This window comes from Methylorubrum rhodesianum (assembly GCF_014199985.1).
Classification (GTDB): domain Bacteria; phylum Pseudomonadota; class Alphaproteobacteria; order Rhizobiales; family Beijerinckiaceae; genus Methylobacterium; species Methylobacterium rhodesianum.
The window spans coordinates 120947-138922 of sequence record NZ_JACHOS010000014.1 but is presented as its reverse complement, the minus strand read 5'-3'; the positions used below and the strand labels follow the sequence as shown (position 1 = coordinate 138922).

The window sequence follows — 17976 nt, the reverse complement described above, 5'->3', positions numbered from 1 at the left end:
GCCACGTCAGCATCATGCTCGCAGCCATCAGAGCGGCATGAAGGAGGTGAAGGAGAAGCGGATCACTATGCATCTGCTCAATCTCGCTGACGTGGCGGTGCCAGTAAGCGAGGGTATCGCAACAACCGGGCCAACATCCCGTGCGAGGATCAGATCGGCATCCTCGATCCGGCGAACGATCGCGCCCTCCGCGGCACGTCTGCTGAGCGATCAGCAGGTCGACACATGCACGCCGGGCGGTGCAGGTTCCGGCCTACGACGATACAAGCTCGGGAGCCGCGAACGCCTTCACTGAGAGCAGGCGCATCAAGGTCGCAAGCAGGTCGGTCTGGGTGATGATCCCCAGGATGTTCCTGTCGTCGTCGACGATCACGACCGCATGCGTGTGCCCGTCCGTCAGGGCCTCAACCAGTGAAATAACCGGCTCATCCGGCTTGGCCGTTCTAGCTTCGCGCATTACCTGCGCGATTTTCACCTCGCCGTGCAGCGTCATTTCGCGCAGACCGAGCGTCCCTGCGAGCCGGCCAGCCTCGTCCACGACGGGCAGCGTTCGGATGTTGTGCGCGATCAGAAGCTCCTTCGCGCGCTGGGCGCTGCTGTCCAGCCGGACAGTGACAACATCGCGCGACATGACCTCGGCACAAGCGAGGTCGCCGTGGGATCGTACGATCGCGTGCAGCTCGACTTGTCGAAGCAGCCGATCGAGATCCGCGCGATCAATATCGAGCGTCTCATTGAGCGCAACCAGCGCCGCATCGACATCTTCCGGCTTGATGCCGACGCGCAGCGGTGCGGGCAGATCTGCCGTCTTGTGCGTGTTGACGGGCGCTGCGGTCGCCACGTGCGGATAGTTGCGTTTCGATATTTTGTGGAATGCGACCCCGAGTGCGACCAGAATGACCGAATTCAAGCAGACTGGGAAAAGGGGAAACAGGAACCCTGCAGACGTCACGGCCGGGCCGCCGATCAACGCCGTCAAAGCGGCTGCGCCACCAGGGGGATGGAGACAGCGGGTCAGCGACATCGCGGCGATCGCGAGCGATACGCCGACGCCGATCGCAATCACCGGATCTGGTATCAGATGGGCGGCAAGCACGCCCATGAACGCGGATATGGTGTTGCCACCTATGACCGACCAAGGCTGAGCAAGCGGGCTGGCGGGCACGGCGAATATCAGCACAGCCGAAGCGCCCATTGGAGCGACAATCAGCGGGATGTGCGGGCCTTCCCCGAAGAACCATCCGCATATCAGCCCGGTGAGCGTGATGCCCGCGAGCGCCCCCAAGCAGGCGATCAAGCGCTCCCGTAAGGTTGCGCCTGCCAGAATCGGCCTGAACAACCGGAATCCGGTCGTCTTCTCAGATCGCTGTTCCGAGCTAGCCGTATTGGGCATCCTAACGCGTCCCTCGCCTGCTCCAACCTTTGGCGCAGTGGCCACTTTCGTAGGCAAATGCGTCATTCGCCGCCTTGGGCATCTGGTATACCAGATACACGCTGGTGGTCCATGGGCGGATTTGCGATGCGCATAGGCACTCTGCTCGTCCCAGAGGCAACTCGTTCCTTGGCCTCGGGCTATGAAGCAGCAGGGCATCGCCGCCGCAGCGCACCTCGCGCCGTTGGCGTTCTATCTGCCCGCAGCGGGATCGTAGCTGCCGCTTTGCTGCTGTTGCTGTCTGGTTTGTTTTATGATGCGGCGACACGCTACGGCATCACTCGGTGCCTCGGCGCAGCTGGTGCGTGGCTTGGTTTGATGATGCTGCTATTCTGCATTGGTCTTGCGCAGCGATGGATATGCTTGGATTGTTGCCGCTGATCTTCCTTCTGCTCAGCGGTTCGCAAATTTCAGCTTATCGCGTTGCTGCGCTGTCGCAGTTCAATGGGGCGGAGATCGTTCCGTGTCCACGCCGAAGGATGACTCCGGGGAAAGTTTCGCTTCTCTGGTCATGCGTCCGGCGGCTCGATACCTGAAAACTGCGATCGATCCTGCCAAGCGCCAGCGGCTCGAAGATCGGCATGCCGAAGGGGAATCTCATTCAGCCGACCGGCATCGGCGTCGGGCAGAGCCTGCTGGTCCGAGAGAGGCCGCTCGCGAGCTTTCATCAGTCTCGTGAAGGCATCCAGCCCAGCGACCGGGTCATGGTCAGGATCCGCCTCCGCCTCTCCCGGCAAGCATTGCCCATAGTCTTGGGCTTTTTCCATGTTGCGGAGGAAGTTGCCTGAGCCGGACGGGAAATCGGATGTGAGGCTTCTGCAGGCCCTTCTGCTCCTCACGATGGGAAAGGTGTACCCCGAGCGGGTGGCCCGCTGCGGGGTTTTCTTGGTCCGGCTGTTTTAGCGGCCGGATCCGCCGCCACCCGCAGAGCTTGTGTTGCCGCCGCCGGCGTTGCTCGGATTCCCGGCATTTCCGCCGTTCTGCTGAGCCATCGCAGAACCAGCTATCAGGGTGAGAGCGAGTGCTGCCGTGATGATCTTCGTCATGCCTTCCTCCTTGCGCCGCCGCCTCAGGCAAACGGTCTGAAACAACTTCAGTCGGCAGTGGAGCGATCAGCGACCGCCGGCCGCGCCGCCAGCCCCGGTCGAGCCGGCACCCGTGCCGGTGCCCATGCTGCCGCCAGTGGCAGCGCCGGGAGCCGCGGGAGCCATGCCAGTCCCTGTCGTTGTGCCGGTGGTTGTGCCCGTCGAGCGCTCCATGGCCTTCTCGGAGTTACTCTTCACGCTGCCCGGGTTGTTCATGTTTCCTTCGGCGCTCCCTCCGCCGGAAGGCGTCTGGGCCAGAGTGGCCCCCGAGAGGGCAAGCGTCAGCGCGGCGGCAAGCGCCAGTGTTTTCGATTGCATGATCGTTTCCATCCCTGTTCGTCGTTGAACAGGAGCAACGCGGGGCGGTCAGCTTCGTTCAGGCCGCCAAGCGTGCTGCGCCAAGCACCGCGGGGAGAGGACGGCACGCGCTCGGGCCGCGAGGCTGCAGGGCCCATCGCCAGGAAGACCCGGTAGGCAGCGGAGCCGCGCCCCAATCGCGATCGTCACCGCAATGAGTCTGGAGAGCGATCTCAGCAGCTCAATCCGGACTCGGCTTGCAGGTGTGCTTCGACCTTCCGGATCACGCCGCAAGGATCGTGACCTTTCGCTTCGGCCAAGAGCATCAGGTCCGTGACGAGGTCGATGATGTCACATTCTCCAACGGTGTCCGATATCCGCGGATGGCACCAGCGTCGGATGCCGGAGTGCTCGTGCAGGTAGGAGTCGAGAGCCTTTTGAGCGAGTTCGGCGCGCTTGGCTTTGTCCGGCATGGGAGTCGCTCCCACCCCTCGCCGCCGAGCCAGAGGCGAGACGGCCGGCGTGTAGGCCGTAAACCGCAGAATACTGCTTCCGTTCAATCTTCGAGCCGTGGAAGCAATCAGCAAAGAGCTGTGCTCCGACCGGCGAACACTGTCGCCTCCCATCCTTTCGGGGAGTCTGGGAGCCCCGAACCTGTACGGGTCGCTGGGGCTCGTCAGCCCCGGATGTCTAGAACATGAGGCGCTTCACCGCTCTCGCACGATGCCTGGGCATTCTCGACACAAGGATAGCTCAGACGCCCGCCCCCACCTAGGACCACCGCAACGCCCGCGAGCCCCAACAGGGCTTCGACCAATCGCCCGAGTGGCGAGCGCTTCGCGATCGGGTGACGGAGCAGCGAGGCAAGCGCTGCGACGACTGCGGACACACCGGCACCCGCATCGACTGCGACCACATCGTGGAGCTTCGGGAAAGTGGTGCGGGGCTGGACGAGGCCAACATCCGACGCCGGTGCGGCTCGTGCCCCACGCGAAAGACGACGGATGCCAGCGCGAAGCGGTTCGGGTTGCGGTGAGGGCTCGGATGCTCCTCCCGCCGCTCAGCGCAGGGTCGGTGACTCGTCGGGCTTGAGCGGACGCTCTTCTCCCTCGGGCCCACCGGCCGAGACGTGAGAGTTGAGCCGGTCCAGATGCTCGAAAACGTGTTCGAGGGCGCGGGTCACGGCCGTTTCAAAGGAGCCGTCTTGCTTGCCTTGAGCGGCCTTGAGTGCGCTCAGGAGTTCGTGATGCTTCCTGGTGTCGCTCGACATGGGAACCCTCCTACCGACTCGAGCGCCGGCTCGAAGCCAAGTCTCGATTTCGGACGGAGTTCCTGGCCACCCGCGTCTCAGCACCCATGGGAGCGTGCAAAGTCAGTGTGCTTTGGGGAGCCGGCATCGCACAGGGGCATCACGGCTGCCGGCTGATGACGGGGCCGACGGCAGAGGGGCACCGGGTTGGCTCCGGCTTACCGGCCGGCCGCTCTCAGGCTTTCTGCGCCCGCGCCAGCAGGATTGCGGTTCGGACCGAGCCAGCGCTTGAGGCTCGTGCTCGAGGCGGGATTGGCGGCGACCTCGCTCGGCCTAGCGATGCCTGGCGACGGCCCCGGCGGGATCGCAGCCGTCGCCCTCGGCGGTCGAAGTGCGTCGGTGTCGGGACTCGGGACGTCCATGTCCACCGCGCCTTTATCTGCTCGTCGGTCACGGCCTTGAATCGGGAGAGTCTGCCGATGGTAAGGGAGGAATCGGCATCGAGCGAACCGATCTCGTGAGGCTCCAGGCGGCGACCGCATCATGCCCGGCGCTTGCCGGGAGCCCCCTCCCCGGCTACTCAGATCGAGCGCTTCTGTGGAGATCCTTGAAAAGCGCTCTGTTGCAGGAGTCCGGGAGCAAGTCTAAGTACCTGGCCGGAAACGGTGAGGGCCTGTAGCTCAATGGTTAGAGCCGACCGCTCATAACGGTCTGGTTGCAGGTTCGAGTCCTGCCAGGCCCACCAGATCTAACCACCTGAATCCGATAGATAATCGGATAATCTGGTTAGGCCCCCACTTCGTCCCGTTTCGGCCTAACCAACGGTTTGACCAACGATCGCGGCTTTCGACGTCGGTTCTTGAAGGCGCTTGCCGCCTCATTCTGGAAGTCGGGATGGTTGTGGCCGTAGACCTTGCAGCATCTCGGGCGTCATCCCGAGGTAGCCGGCGGCCTCCCACAGGTTGACGTCCTGCCGCATGAGCCAAGTCGCTGCCGTGTGCCGGAGGACGTGCGGCCAGGCGTCTTCCTCCAGGCCGGCGAGCCGCACCGCTGTAGCGAACGCCGTCTTCACGGACGCCACGGGCTTGCCTTTCCACTCGACGACGTACGCGGGCAGCGTGCCGCCCTTGCGCGGAAGTTGCGACCAGACGCGAAGGCGGGCCGGGACGTTCGCCGGCAGCTTCACGGGCGGCTGACGCTTGTTGGTAGTCTGAGCAAGACGGATCACGGACAATCAGAGCGCCACGGCCTCACAGTTCCAGGAAGTGACCGCGCGTTTCGGTCGCGGCAGCGTCGTGCCGGCGCGGGCCGGGCTGGAGCGGTAGCGACGCGCCTAGACGACGAAATTCGAGATGCGCGAAATTCGAGATGCGGACGCCGCACTACACCACGCAGGTAGACGGGCTGCCAGTCGCGCACGCTTGGCTGCTGTGGCCCCCGCTCAACGAACTGCGCAGATAATCCTGCCTGCGCCCTTCGTTGCTTGACAGAGCCGCCGACCATAATGAACGAAAAATTGCCATCATCTGGGCAATCATTCGCACGCGCGTTTATTTGCAGGACATAATTCTTCTTGAGCGCGAGGCGCGATTTCTCTGATTTTTTGAAATTTACGGTGTTGACTCTACAGTAATCAAGGATCAAACATGCATCGCGCCGTGACTTCTTAACGCCGAACGCGTCAGCCTGCCGGGAGGCATGCATGAAGAAGGTCCTCACGCTCACAGCGGCATTCGCGCTCGCCGCCATGGCTTTCACGATCACAATGCTCACCAAACCGCCCAAGTCCGAAGCGCGGCCGGGCATCTCCATCGATACCCGAGCTCTCACGAACAGCGCTGGGTTGCTGGAAGAAGCACAATCCGACGCGAACTGACGAGCCGTCGGGTTTGGCAGCAGGGCCCGCTGGCCATCGTTCCTGCTTGACGCGCCCGGATCCGAGAGGTTGCCGGGTGTGTCATCCCACATGGACGTTACCGTGGGGCGGCCGAGATGCCTACTTCAATCTCAAGTGGATCCAGGCGCGCTGTCCTGTTCAACGATTCCCCACGCACGAAGGACTGCCATAGCCGTCATGTCGCCATCGTCGCGACCTTCGTCGCTGGCCGGCATCACCGCCACCGCCTCGATCGTGTTTTTGCTGGCGGCACCAATCACAACCTTGAGACATCGCCCTTCCGGTCCGCGAGTGTCCTGTATCAGGGACACGAGATAACCCGCCTCTGTTCCTTAGACGCGCAGCGGCTGACATTCGTCGTACGGGGCCGCTGCATCGAACGGCTCGGCTTCGCGGGTGCGACCGCCGAAATTCGGGCGGATGATGTTCGTCATAGCCATCGCTCGTCGATGTCGGTCGCGTTGTAGTCGGCCAGCGGCTGATGCTCATCGCCTTCCGCGAAGATCGCCACGTCGTCGGGGCCGATGTCGTGCTTAGCGATACGATCCCAGCGCCGATGGATCATCACCGGTCCGCCCCAGATCCGAAAGGCGTTCCAGTAGCGGTCGTCCCTGAAGCCGATGTAGTGGACGCAGCGGGGAGGAAGCATTCCCCAGCTTACGAGCAGAGCCTAGGCTGCGCGAGTGGTCCTTGCCGCCGCTGCTCACCCTGCGACTATAGAGACCCGCTCTGGGTCACCGTGCTGCCTCAACTCCGCTCCAGATCCCCCTCGCCCGAGCCGGGCCGGGGGGGAAGCATGTTCGGGCCAGAGGTCGTTGTGGCGCTCGCAGGCGTTGTCGGTGCGGTCGCGTTCATGCTGGCGGGGCGACCCGCTTCCGATCGCTTCCTGCCATGGTGAGATGGCGGTGCGACCGGGTCACCGATCGTGTCCGGAACGACCGTCCTATTCCCCAGACTTGGATTGCGCCGGTGCCGGACATAGCCAAGTCAGCGGGCAGAAAGTCCCTCCACCTGCCCGGCCTCAACCCGACGGCGCGGACGCTCCTCGACGGTCGCGATTCAGCGCTTGGGCTGCGCGGCCGTCGGATCGTTCGGGTCGTGGTTCATTTCCCCTCGCGACGGGCCACGAATTCCTAGATCGGGATGCCGGTCGGCGCGCCCGGCACGTTCCGGTAGCCGCTCACGTTGCCGAACAAAGTTCGATTCGGCTCGATGCCGATCGCCTTGTGACCACCCGTGACATCTCTCCGCACCAGTCGATCCGCAACGTGCCGTGTTCCGGATGAACGCCGAAGAGCTCGGTTGATGTTCAGCCCAGGCGCCCGGCCTCGGCGCCGAAGCGCTCGATGAAGTCCGTGCAGTCCTCATGGATGTTCGCCCAGGCCGTCGCGCTGACGTAGCGGAACGGCGGGCTCCTCGGGCGGAGCGTGCCGAAGGCTATGCGCCACTCGGCGGCTTCGGGCGGGAGCGGATCGGATGCGGGTTCGGGAAGGAGCATCACGGCTGCCGGCTGATGGTGGGGCCGACGGCATAGGAGCCCCGGGTTGCCTCAGGCTAACCGGCTGGCAGAGGTCACGCCGTCTGAGCCAGCGCCACTGATCGCGATCTGCCAGTCGCCCTTATCGAACGGCAGCATCCGACCGAGCAGGTGGCATATCTCAGCGGCAGATCGGTCGGGCTGCTCGGTCTCGATGGGATCTCAGGAAAGCACAAAAGCTCACGCATAGCCGAACCAGCTTATCGGACAGGATGGAATTTCAGATTAGGCCGAAGACACGCTGTACATTGCTTTTCGGCTGGCGGGAGGTCTGTGTGCCCCGAAGATCGATCTGCACGTTTCCCCGAAGGTCGAGCGTCTTCACGATCAACACATCGGCGCGAAAATCTGTGTTGCCAGCCTGATGCACATCGCTGGCTGGCATGTAGATGCTCCCTTGTGCATTGAAGTTGCTGTTGCCGTGCAGCTCCAGGCTCGGGCTGCCAACAATGCTGAAGCCCTGATACGGCCCCGACGTCGGAGCGCTGATGTTCAGGTTCAACGTCCCGCTGCCTCGAGTCTTAATCGTCGAGGACGTGTCAAACGCGAGCGTCACGCCGTTGCCTGTAATGTTCAAGGCATCGTTCCCACCGACATCGATGATTGCGCCTTTGAAGAAATAGTTTCCGGGCTGAAAATTGTAGTTGTTTTTGTTCGGAATCGTGCCGGTATAGCAGCCTGGGGTGATGCTCGTCAGCGAGTTCGGGAAGGCTTGGCAGGACATGCCGCTCATGTCGACCTTGAGACCAAACGGATCGCCTTGGAGTGTACAGGCGCGCGGTCGTCCCGGGTTGAAGTTCCCTCGCGCGCCATTGTCGGCAACCGATTGGCAGATTTGGCCATTGTAGTTGCCAGCGCTGCCGGAAGTCGCGATGTATGACGAGAGCTGCACGCCGCAAGTGGCGTTGACCGAGACACTGCCTCTCGCATCGATCCCGGGATTTGCCACATCAAGAGCGTAGAGACAGGCGCGTGGGCTGCCGCCGCTGGTGACCGAGACCACGGCCGCTGACGCTGCTTGCGTCTCGAAGCTTCGATAGCCGAAGATCCAGGCAAAGTAGGCCGGGATCGGGTTGCCGTGAGCGGCACTGCGTTGAGCCGTGACTCTCACGGCGTTCGGCTGTGTTCCGCCGGCCGTGAAGGTCTTGGTGCCAGCGTCATAGGTCCCCACTTCCACATCTGCTTCTGTCGTGACGCGCCCGTAATGCGACGGAAGGTTTTGCGCCACGAGAGAGACAGCTCGGCTGATCGCCGTCGTGCTGTCGGGAAGGGCCTGAACTGCTCCCAACGATGCACTGTCGACGGCGTATTGCAGCCGTGATTGGCTGAGACGCAGGTTCGATCCGTCGATGACGAGCGATGTCATTCCGATCACGGACGGAAGAGCGACAGCCAGGACCACTGCGACCGCTCCGTCCTCGTCACGACGGAATCGTGCGAGAAGTGCCCTCACGGGGTTGGCTCCTTCTGCATCACAACGGTCGAGCTAAGGACCACCTCACCGTAAAAATGGCTCATGAAGGCCGTTGGGGTAGCGGCTGAGGCCGGCATCGAGACCGTTAGGGTGTACTGTCCATTGTTCAGAACGGGGCCGGTCACGGAAACCTTCTCGGAAGACACCCATTTCGGGAGGCCCTCCATGATTTTGGCCGGCACGTCCGAAGAGTCGATACGATTGGCCGCCACCTGTCTTGCGACGTTCCACGTGACATGCTGCTCGGCTTCGTAGGCAAATAGGATCAGGCCGAACTCGAAAACAGCCATCAGGAATGCAAACAACACGGGTGCGACGAACGCCATCTCGACCGCAACGGCCCCCTCTTCGTCCTTCAGCATGAATTTTCTCGAAGTAGGCGGCTCAGGTCCACAGGGTGACTATCTGAACACAAACAGCGCCGGCTGATTAGGGAGTGAGCGGTGCGAAATTGTGCAAAAGCCGTTCAATCGTTGTGGTAGTAAACGCTCTGATAAAGTTGGCCTGCACGTAAGCGCGTGAATTCAGATTGGGCGTCTGCGAATCCCTAAAATCAATTCGATGCAGTGTGAAATTCGAATATCCTAATTATAGCCTCTAGTCGCGTGTCGGACTCGATAAGGTGAAACGATTGCGGCGCTGACTGCTCATCAGTGACTGCCATCGTCTTGAAGAGTTGCCGACATTGGGGCTCGGATCAGCTATGTCGAAAGGTAGCTCAGCGATGAGGGCTCAGCGATAGCGCAACCCACGTTTGGCCAACGAAACTGGGCCGCCAAGGGCTCGAAAACGCCCTCGAATTGCGCCGGAAGCCTCTGGTGATTCTGCGCTTTCCCATAGAGGCAGTGCGCTGATAGCGGTCTGGTTGCAGGTTCCCGTCCGGCCGGGCCCACCATCTTCATCACGCGCGATGCCTCGACCCGGCCGCTCACCGGTCGGATGGCTTGCTGCCGGTTTCACGGATACCCGGATCGGGTGTGGTGATGAGACGGCGCACATGCGCGGCCCGTCGCGAGCGCGAAGGCGTTCCCCTTGCCTGCCTTGAGGCCGCGCGACGGCAAGCGCCGCACTTGCCATGCGCGCCGAGGCGACGCACTCTCAGCTTAGCAGTTCGAGCATCGGCTGTGTGCCGGTGCCTCTCGCCATCGGGCTGCGGGAGATGGAAAGCCCAGACGCATGACGATGGATGGTGGGCACGCCGAGGCCGGCGGTTCGGAGGAGGCCGCTCCGCGCGGGGGGCAGGGGCGGTTTCTCGGCCGCCGCTCGTTTCTGCTCGGCTCGGCGGCCACCTTGGGTGCGCTCGGCCTCGGCGGCTGCGTGACGTCCGACGGAGCGATGCTGGCCGAGGCGGCGAAGGTCTACGGACCGATGCCGGACGAGAGGTTTCCGATCCCGGCGGTCGATATCAGGAAGGTCGATCCGAAATATTATCGTCGGACGGTTCGATACGAGACGAAGGAAGCTCCCGGAACCATCGTCGTCGATCCGCGCAACTACTATGTCTATCGCATCGAGGATGATGGTTCCGCCACCCGATACGGCGCCAATGTCGGGCGCGACGGGTTCCTGTGGAGCGGTGATGCTTATGTCGGCCGCAAGTCCGAATGGGCAACCTGGACGCCGCCCAAGGAGATGATCCGGCGGCAGCCCGAGGCCGCCAAATACGCCCGTGGGATGCCGGGAGGCCTCGACAACCCGCTCGGCGCCCGTACGCTTCATCTCTATCAGAACGGCGCCTATACGCTCTACACGATCTACGCCAGTAGCGATCCCGAATCGATCGGCAGCGGCATCACAAGCGGCTGCGTCGGCCTGCTCAGTCAGGACATGATCCACCTCTATGCCCGGACCCCGGTGAAGACGAAGGTGGTGGTCCTGCCGGCATAGTGCGATGCGGCAGTCTTGACGCGGTTCCGACGCAGTGTGGTCCGCGCTTCTCCGAAGCCCGCCCTGCATCGCCCCCCGCCGAAGCGGAGGTTTCGGGCCGTGACCCGCGGCGACTATCGGAACGAGGGCTGAGACTGTCCTGATCGTGCCCTAGGCGGAGGACGGGCCGGTGCCCTGCTCGACGATTTCCAGCGCGCGCAGGATGGCCATGGCGGTTGCGTCGGCCTCGGCTCGGCCCTCAGGGGTGATCGGCATCACGGCGACGGCTTCGACCACATTCTGCGTCGTTGAGCCGACCGCCACCTTGAGGGTGCGCCCTTCCAGTCCGCCTATACCCTCTATCAGCGCCACAACGTGGCCGGCCGCTATCCCGTAAACGTGGAGCGGCTCAGACGCATCGCCAGCTTTTGCCGGTTCGGGCGCTTCGGCGCCCCGGTTCCGGCCGCCGAAATCCGGGCGGATGATGTTCGTCATGCGGGGCGGCCTACCACGCTTTAAGCATGCGGCCGACGTGTCACATCGCGTCTTCCTCCGCAGCTCGGCGGAACACCGCCGTGGCCGTCCGCTGCGAGCAACTCGGCAGTTTAGACCGAAATTGCCGAAAATTCCCGCTTGGAATTGCCGAAATTGCTGACTTTGCGTCGGGCGGAATTGCAATTTGTTGCTGGTGGGCCACGTCGCCTTGAAAAGACGCATCGTCCCGAGGTCGTGTGGATTAAGCGCGTTGCCGGTCGTTGTGCCGATCCTCGCGATTGCGCACAGATTTGGCCCCTGCCCTTCCGCGGCAGCAAGAAACACGAACGCGGGTCTGGACATACGATGCGAGCGCTTCGCAGCGGCCTCGTTGCCTCGGTCGCTCTCCTGCCCGGCGCTGCGTTCGCGCAGGGGGCTGTGAGCCTCGATGAAATCAGCGTCGTGGCGACCACGCCGGTCGGCGCGGCCGGCTCGGGCGCGAGCCGGGGCGGACCGTCCTTCGGCACGGCGCCGACGGGTGCCGCGGCACCGCGTCTGCGTGGTGGTGAGCAGCCGCTCTTCAAGATCCCCAGCACCGTCGAGACGGTCACCGCGGCCGATCTCGACATCGACCGGGGCACCTTCAACGCCGTCGCGACCCTGGCCCGCCGCGTCCCCGGCTTGAACCTGAGCGACTCGCAGGGCAGTGCGGGTCGCGTCGATGTCACCTATCGCGGCTTCACCGCCTCGCCGGTCCAGGGCGTGCCGCAGGGGCTCGCCGTCTACCAGAACGGCGTGCGCATCAACGAGGCGTTCGGCGACGTCGTCAATCTCGACCTGATCCCGCCGGTCGCGATCCAGCGCATCGACGTGGTGACCGGCAATCCGGTCTTCGGCCTGAACGCGCTGGGCGGCGCGATCAACATCCAGATGAAGAACGGCTTCACCTGGCAGGGCACCGAGGTCACCGCGCTCGGCGGCGCCGACGGGCGGATCGCCGGCTCGCTCCAGTACGGCCGGATGGTCGGCCCGTGGAGCGTCTATTTCGCCGGTGACGGCCTCAACGATCGTGGCTGGCGCTTCGAATCCCCCAGCACGATCGGCCGCATCTACACCGATGTCGGCTATCGCTCGCAGGATTCCGAATTCCACCTGATCGGGCAGTTCGCGCGTACCTTCTACGGCGCCGCCGCCGCGGCGCCGGTCGACTTCACCCGCATCGACGAGCGCGCGATCTTCACCAATCCGCAGACCGCGACGCAGCAGGTCGGCACGCTCCAACTGACCGGGCGCGTCGATCTCTCGCCGAGCTGGGATCTGGCCGGAAACGCCTATGTCCGCCGCTTCAGCAACCGGTACGTCGACGGCAACGACGGGAATTTCGAGAACTGCAGCACGCGGTCGAACTTCCGGGGGCGGCTCTGCTTCGAGGATGACGGCTTCTCGCCCGCCGCCGGCCAATCTCCGGCCGCCTTCCGCAATCAGTTCCTGATCCTCGGGCGTGGCCTCAATGCGCCGGGCATCCCGTTCACCGCCGGCATCCCCTACGGCACGCTCGACGTGACAGGGACCGAGGCGACGGGCTACGGCGGCTCGCTTCAGGCGGCCAACCGGGACCGCGTCTTCGACCATGCCAACAGCTTCGTCGTCGGCGGCAGCATCGATGTCGCCGATTACAGCTTCAAGTCGTCGAGCACGCTCGGCGTCATCAACCCGGATCTCTCGGTCACGACCGACCCGAACAATCCCTTCTACGGAACCATCCCGGGGCTCGGCACGCAGCAGATCCGGACCGCCGGGGCGCTCGGCATCGCCCCGAGCCAAGTGATCGGCTCGAACCTTTATATGGGTCTCTACGCGAGCGACACCTTCGACGTCACCGATCAGCTCTCGCTGACCGCCGGAGCGCGGCTGAACTTCGCCCGCATCTCCACGCAGGACCTGACCGGCTTCTCGCCCGACGTGACGGGCACCCACTACTTCACCAAGATCAATCCGGTCGCGGGGCTGACCTACCGCTTCACCCCCGAACTGTCGCTCTACGGCGGCTACTCGGAGTCGAATCGGGCGCCGACGCCGCTGGAACTCGCCTGCGCCAATCCCGACCGGCCCTGCCTTCTGCCGAACTCGCTCGTCGCCGACCCGCCGCTCAAGCAGGTCACCGCGCAGACCTACGAGGTGGGATTTCGCGGCCTGGTGCCGAATTTCTACGAAGACGGCCTGCTCAGCTACAAGCTCGGCGCCTTCCGCTCCGACCTGAGCAACGACATCATCCAACTGGCCACGCCCGGCAACGCGGCCCGCGGCTACTACGTCAACGTTCCGGCGACGCGGCGACAGGGGATCGAGGTCGCGGCGGAGTACACGCGCGGTGATCTCTCGCTCTACGCGAACTATGCTTTGATCGACGCCACCTACCGGTTCAACGGCACCCTGTCCTCGCCCAACAACCCGCTCTCCGACGATGGCGCGATCTTCGTCACGCCGGGCAAGAAGGTACCGCTGGTGCCCGAGCATCAGATCAAGGCCGGCTTCGACTACCTGCTCCTGCCGGGCTGGCGTCTCGGGCTGAACGTCCAGGCCTTCTCCTCGTCCTTCTACCGCGGCGACGACTCGAACTTGAACCGGAAGCTTCCGGCCTATTACGTGCTCAACCTGAACACGAGCTATCAGGTCAACAAGAACCTCGAAGTGTTTGGTCTGATTACCAACTTGACCAACAACCGGTACACGACCTTCGGCACCTTCTTCGAGCCCGGTCTGGTCGCCGGACGCTACCCGGTCAACGACCCGCGCACCACGACCCTGGCGCAGCCGCTCTCGATCTACGGCGGCGTCCGCTACGTCTTCGACGCCGATGTCGTGCCCGCGCCTGTAGAGCCGCTCGTCCGCAAGTTCTGAGAACGCGGGAACGAAGTGTCGCGGGTGAGCGCGACCGTCCCAGCGGGCCATCGTGCCCGCTGTCAGCACCTGCTATGGGATGCATCTATGGCAGGGGTTGCCGTCCGATCGTGAGACGGGCCGACGGCCGGTCTCGGGCTGAGAGTGCCGAACGGAACCGGCTGATCGGGTTGAGGGTGATGAGGCTGGTGAAAGCCTCGTCGATGTCGGCCCGTCGCCCGTAGCGGACGGGCAGAGGGCGGACGTGGTTGAACCAAGCGCCGGTCCGTTCAACCGCCCAAGCGGGCATGCCCAAGTCTCTCACGGCTCTCGATGCCCTCGCGGGCGATGCGTGGCACGATCCCGCCCGCCCGGCGCTCCTGTCGACGTAGCTAAGCGCGCCAGGCCTTGTCGGCGTGGAGTTTGGCAGGGCGCGGCCGTCGGGTGGGGCCAAGTCGGCGGCAGAAACAGAGCAGTCCCGCATCAGAGATCGTCGGGAAGCAGAGGTCGATCCGTGCCGGACCGACGCCTCTTCGACCGCCACGCACCGTTCTGTCGAGCGCTTTTCATCGAAAATCGACCTTTGCCGGATGACTTGCCAAGAAATCCTGGGGATGCCGGGAGATTTTGGCATGTTGCGCAGCAAGCACATCGAGATTTTTCAAGTCTATCGAAGGGTAAAACGCGCGAATTTCAGCGAAAGGCAGCGTTTGTCGGCTTTCGCTGAGCCCAAATTGTAATTATCTCTTATTTCGCTGAACGGTCTTTTCGGCCGCACCGGCATCCTGCTTCTTGGGAGAGACGGTCTGAATGGCGCCGCTCGGCTGGCGTCAATCCTGTTTGCACGTCCCAATTAGAGTCGTGCCGAATTCGAGGTGGTCAGGCACGTCTTCAAAAATGTCATCACCTCGATCTGGGAGGGATCAAGCAATGGCGATCAGCTTCAATAATACAGTTTATCAGCCGGGTTTCTTTGGAACCGATGACGGCGGTGCGCCGACCAGCGGCACCTTCCGGATCGACGACGTCTACAGCTATCCCGTGACCGTCAACGGCACCGTCACCAACCCCGGCGATACCGTCACGTTGACCTATACGCTTCCCGGCAGCGCGACGCCGACGTCGCAGACGCTGACCGCCACGGCGCTCGACAATCCCAACATGATCCTGTTCACGGGCGGCAGCGTGCCGGGCAGCCAGGCGGGGGGCACGAACCGCTTCGTCTTCTCCAACGTCGAGCTGTTCGGCAGCGGAAATCCGAACCGGACCGCCTTCACGGACGACGGCAACCGCACGCTCGGCGCCTATGCGCCGCTCTGCTTCACCACCGGAACCCTGATCCGCACGAGCCGCGGCGACGTGGGCGTCGAGGATCTCCGCGTCGGCGACATCGCTGTCACCGCCTCCGGCGGCCTGCGTCCGATCACCTGGATCGGCCACCGCGAGATTACGGCCGCGGCGGCTCTTCCCTTCCATCAGCAACCGGTGCGGATCCGCGCGGGCGCCTTCGGCGGCGGCCTGCCGGTTCGTGACCTCAGCCTCTCGCCCGGTCACCCGGTGCTGGTCGGTGCCGATGCCGGCAGCGAAGGCGGCGTGCTCGTGCCGGTAATGTGCCTGATCAACGGCACCACGATCGCCCGGATGCCGGTCGAGACCGTCACCTACTGGCATGTCGAACTCGACGGCCACGACATCCTGCTGGCCGAGGGGCTGCCGGCCGAGAGCTACATCGACGGCGGCGACCGTGCCTTCTTCACGGAAGCCTCCGATCACGCCCTGCACAATCCCGATTTCGTGCCCGCGGGCTGGAACGCCCGGTGCCGTCCGGTCGCGGCCGACGGCCCGGTCGTCGAGGCGGAGCGGCAGCGCCTCGACACGGTGTTCGCCGGCACACTGAGCGAGCACTGCGCCTGGGATGAAGCGGGCACCTGGGCCGTCTGACGCCCGCCGGTACATGGCCGGTACATGGGATGACCCAGCAGGTTGGATGACAGAGAAAAGGGGACGGCAGGAATTCTGCCGCCCCCTCTCCGTTTTGGGCCCTTGCCGAGGGATTACCGTCGCGGCGAAGGGATCAGTCCTTGAGATCGGCGGGCACCTTGCCGCCGTTCTCTTCCAGCTTCTTGATGACCTGCTTGTGCAGCCAGATGTTCATCGAGGCCGAATCGTTCTTGTCGCCGGTGTAGTGCAGCTCGTCGGCGAGCTGCTGGCGGGCGTGCAGGCTCGAATCGAGGTCGAGCAGCTTCATCAGATCGACGATCGAGGTGCGCCAGTTCAGCTTCTGCGGGTTCTTCGCGGCGAGGTCGTTGAGCACGGCCTCGACATCGACCGACCCGCCCGAGGCCGTGCCGCCGCCAGCGGGCGTGGAGGCCGGGGCACTGCCGCCGGAGGAGGGCTGTGCCTGGCTTCCGGAGGGCGTGGAGGACGACGTGCCGGCCTCGGCGGCCTTCGCCTCCGACGCGCCGAACGGGTGAAGGATCTTGCTGACGATGCTGCCGATGAGGCTCATGGCGTGAGGTATCCTGTCGTCTGTCCCACGGCGTGGATGCCGCTTTCGGCTGAATAAACGGCAGGAGGATCGGGCCGTTCCGTCGCAGGCCGGCAAAGCGTCGCCGCTCGCCCGGTCGCCGCCCTGGTGGCCGAGGCCGGCGACCAGGGCGGAGGCGCATTTGGAAGCGCGTTTGGAAGATCGCGCCTGCTGTGCCATGGGGAACGCCGTCCGGCTCCCTGGAACCCGTATCGATGCGCAATCTGTTCAAGGCCTTCGCCCTGATCGCGGGGCTTGTCGCCCTGCCCGTGCCCTTCGCCGCCCCGCTCGCCGCCCAGACCGTGCCGGTGCGCATCGGCGTCATTCCCGTCATCGGTGCCGCACCCGTCTTCGTCGCCAACGGCGAGGGCTGGCTCAAGGAGGCGGGGCTGGCGCCGGCCTTCACCACCTTCGAGTCCGGCCCCAACATGATCCAGGCGCTGGCGTCGGGCACGATCGACGTCTACGTCGCCGGCATCGCGCCGCTCGCCGTCGCCCGCACCAAGGGCATCGACGTCCGGGTCGTGGCCGCCACCGCCATTGAGGAGATGGTGTTCGTGGCAGCGCCCAAGCTCGCACCCTACTTCGCTTCCGCCCCGAGCAAGGCCGAGGCCTTCAAGCAGTTCAAGGCCAAGGAGGGCCGCCCCGCCCGGCTCGCCACGCAGCCGCCGGGCTCGGTGCCGAACACCACCCTCCAGCACTGGCTCTGGCAGGTGGCGAAGGCCGACAAGGCCGATGTCGAGATCGTCCCGATGGGCATCGATGCGACCCAGCAGGCACTCTTGGCCGGGGCCGTCGACGGCGCCTCGATCCGCGAGCCGGCGCTCACCATCGTCCAGGGCCGCAACCCGAAGATCGCGCTGGTCGCCACCGGCGGGGAGATGTTCCCCGACCAGCCGGGCACCGTCGTCGCCGTCTACGGCAAGTTCGCCGACGCCAACCCGAAGGCGGTGGAGGGGCTCGTCTCGGCGCTGGTCAAGGCGACCGACCTGCTGAAGACCGACCCGGCCCGCGCCGCCCCGCCGGTCGAGGCGGCGCTGGGCAAGGGCATCACGGACGTCGCCACGATCCAGAAGGCGCTCTCCTCGCCGGCCGCGAAGTTCGTCGCCGACCCGCGCACGATCATCGAGGCGACCAAGCAGATGCAGACCTATCAGGTCTCGATCGGAACTCTCGACAAGGAGGCGCCGACCGACGGCCTGTTCGACGCCAAGCCGTTCGAAGCGGTCAAGAAGCCCTGATCTCCCTCACGCCCCTG

At 64.3% G+C, this 17976-nt stretch carries 16 protein-coding genes, 1 tRNA gene and 2 pseudogenes; 6 read left to right on the top strand and 13 right to left on the bottom strand.

What is annotated here, in order from left to right:
• Positions 1-253: 253 nt before the first annotated feature.
• The 5 genes from HNR01_RS20120 to HNR01_RS20095 all read right to left on the bottom strand — a co-directional run bounded on the left by HNR01_RS20120 (position 254) and on the right by HNR01_RS20095 (position 4084).
• Complete coding sequence (locus HNR01_RS20120; RefSeq protein ID WP_153875656.1) at positions 254-1393, bottom strand: HPP family protein; 1140 nt, start codon at positions 1391-1393, stop codon at positions 254-256.
• A 938-nt stretch (positions 1394-2331) separates the two neighbouring features.
• Positions 2332-2478, bottom strand: a complete 147-nt coding sequence (locus HNR01_RS20115; protein WP_153875657.1) for a hypothetical protein — start codon at positions 2476-2478, stop codon at positions 2332-2334.
• A 66-nt stretch (positions 2479-2544) separates the two neighbouring features.
• Positions 2545-2835, bottom strand: a complete 291-nt coding sequence (locus HNR01_RS20110; RefSeq protein ID WP_153875671.1) for a hypothetical protein — start codon at positions 2833-2835, stop codon at positions 2545-2547.
• A 212-nt stretch (positions 2836-3047) separates the two neighbouring features.
• A complete protein-coding gene (locus tag HNR01_RS20105; protein WP_153875658.1) occupies positions 3048-3287 on the bottom strand; it encodes a hypothetical protein in 240 nt (79 codons plus the stop codon).
• A gap of 587 nt (positions 3288-3874) precedes the next feature.
• Positions 3875-4084 carry a hypothetical protein gene (locus tag HNR01_RS20095; protein WP_153876906.1) on the bottom strand — a complete coding sequence of 70 codons (210 nt, stop codon included), beginning with the start codon at positions 4082-4084 and terminating at the stop codon, positions 3875-3877.
• 648 nt (positions 4085-4732) lie between these two features.
• On the opposite strand from HNR01_RS20095, the gene HNR01_RS20090 reads away from it, so the two are divergent.
• Positions 4733-4808: transfer RNA gene (locus tag HNR01_RS20090), tRNA-Ile, on the top strand.
• A gap of 132 nt (positions 4809-4940) precedes the next feature.
• Here HNR01_RS20090 and HNR01_RS20085 read toward each other — a convergent pair.
• Entirely contained in the window at positions 4941-5291 is a 351-nt protein-coding gene (locus HNR01_RS20085; protein WP_183669352.1) for a tyrosine-type recombinase/integrase, read from the bottom strand.
• A gap of 474 nt (positions 5292-5765) precedes the next feature.
• Between HNR01_RS20085 and HNR01_RS20080 the strand changes: the two genes are divergently transcribed.
• The gene (locus HNR01_RS20080; RefSeq protein WP_017484593.1) at positions 5766-5939 is read left to right on the top strand and encodes a hypothetical protein; all 174 of its coding nucleotides are present in this window, start codon (positions 5766-5768) and stop codon (positions 5937-5939) included.
• A gap of 451 nt (positions 5940-6390) precedes the next feature.
• On the opposite strand, the gene HNR01_RS20075 is transcribed toward HNR01_RS20080, so the two are convergent.
• The 4 genes and pseudogenes from HNR01_RS20075 to HNR01_RS20060 form a co-directional block, all read right to left on the bottom strand.
• Positions 6391-6609, bottom strand: coding sequence for a hypothetical protein (locus HNR01_RS20075; RefSeq protein ID WP_183669351.1), 219 nt, complete (start codon positions 6607-6609; stop codon positions 6391-6393).
• Positions 6610-7093: 484 nt separating this feature from the next.
• A pseudogene (locus HNR01_RS20070) lies at positions 7094-7458 on the bottom strand (hypothetical protein).
• Between the two features lie 259 nt (positions 7459-7717).
• On the bottom strand, positions 7718-8950 hold the full coding sequence (locus HNR01_RS20065) for a TadG family pilus assembly protein (protein ID WP_183669350.1): 1233 nt from the start codon (positions 8948-8950) through the stop codon (positions 7718-7720).
• Complete coding sequence (locus HNR01_RS20060) at positions 8947-9333, bottom strand: TadE/TadG family type IV pilus assembly protein (protein ID WP_183669348.1); 387 nt, start codon at positions 9331-9333, stop codon at positions 8947-8949. The genes HNR01_RS20065 and HNR01_RS20060 overlap by 4 nt, the downstream gene beginning before the upstream one ends.
• A gap of 814 nt (positions 9334-10147) precedes the next feature.
• On the opposite strand from HNR01_RS20060, the gene HNR01_RS20055 reads away from it, so the two are divergent.
• Positions 10148-10858, top strand: a complete 711-nt coding sequence (locus tag HNR01_RS20055) for a L,D-transpeptidase (RefSeq protein ID WP_183669346.1) — start codon at positions 10148-10150, stop codon at positions 10856-10858.
• Positions 10859-11008: 150 nt separating this feature from the next.
• Here the strand turns inward: HNR01_RS20055 and HNR01_RS20050 are convergent, their stop codons facing one another.
• Positions 11009-11332 carry a hypothetical protein gene (locus tag HNR01_RS20050; RefSeq protein ID WP_183669344.1) on the bottom strand — a complete coding sequence of 108 codons (324 nt, stop codon included), beginning with the start codon at positions 11330-11332 and terminating at the stop codon, positions 11009-11011.
• 345 nt (positions 11333-11677) lie between these two features.
• On the opposite strand from HNR01_RS20050, the gene HNR01_RS20045 reads away from it, so the two are divergent.
• On the top strand, positions 11678-14212 hold the full coding sequence (locus HNR01_RS20045) for a TonB-dependent receptor (protein WP_017484599.1): 2535 nt from the start codon (positions 11678-11680) through the stop codon (positions 14210-14212).
• 154 nt (positions 14213-14366) lie between these two features.
• On the opposite strand, the pseudogene HNR01_RS20040 reads toward HNR01_RS20045, so the two are convergent.
• Positions 14367-14625 (bottom strand): annotated as a pseudogene (locus HNR01_RS20040) (IS5/IS1182 family transposase); the annotation flags it as partial.
• A gap of 496 nt (positions 14626-15121) precedes the next feature.
• On the opposite strand from HNR01_RS20040, the gene HNR01_RS20035 reads away from it, so the two are divergent.
• Positions 15122-16132: a Hint domain-containing protein gene (locus HNR01_RS20035; RefSeq protein ID WP_017484600.1), complete on the top strand. Its 1011-nt coding sequence runs from the start codon at positions 15122-15124 to the stop codon at positions 16130-16132.
• Positions 16133-16265: 133 nt separating this feature from the next.
• Here HNR01_RS20035 and HNR01_RS20030 read toward each other — a convergent pair whose 3' ends face one another.
• On the bottom strand, positions 16266-16700 hold the full coding sequence (locus tag HNR01_RS20030; RefSeq protein ID WP_153876448.1) for a DUF3597 domain-containing protein: 435 nt from the start codon (positions 16698-16700) through the stop codon (positions 16266-16268).
• Positions 16701-16933: 233 nt separating this feature from the next.
• Here HNR01_RS20030 and HNR01_RS20025 point away from each other — a divergent pair, with 233 nt between their 5' ends.
• Complete coding sequence (locus tag HNR01_RS20025; protein ID WP_017484602.1) at positions 16934-17959, top strand: ABC transporter substrate-binding protein; 1026 nt, start codon at positions 16934-16936, stop codon at positions 17957-17959.
• Positions 17960-17976: the final 17 nt, after the last annotated feature.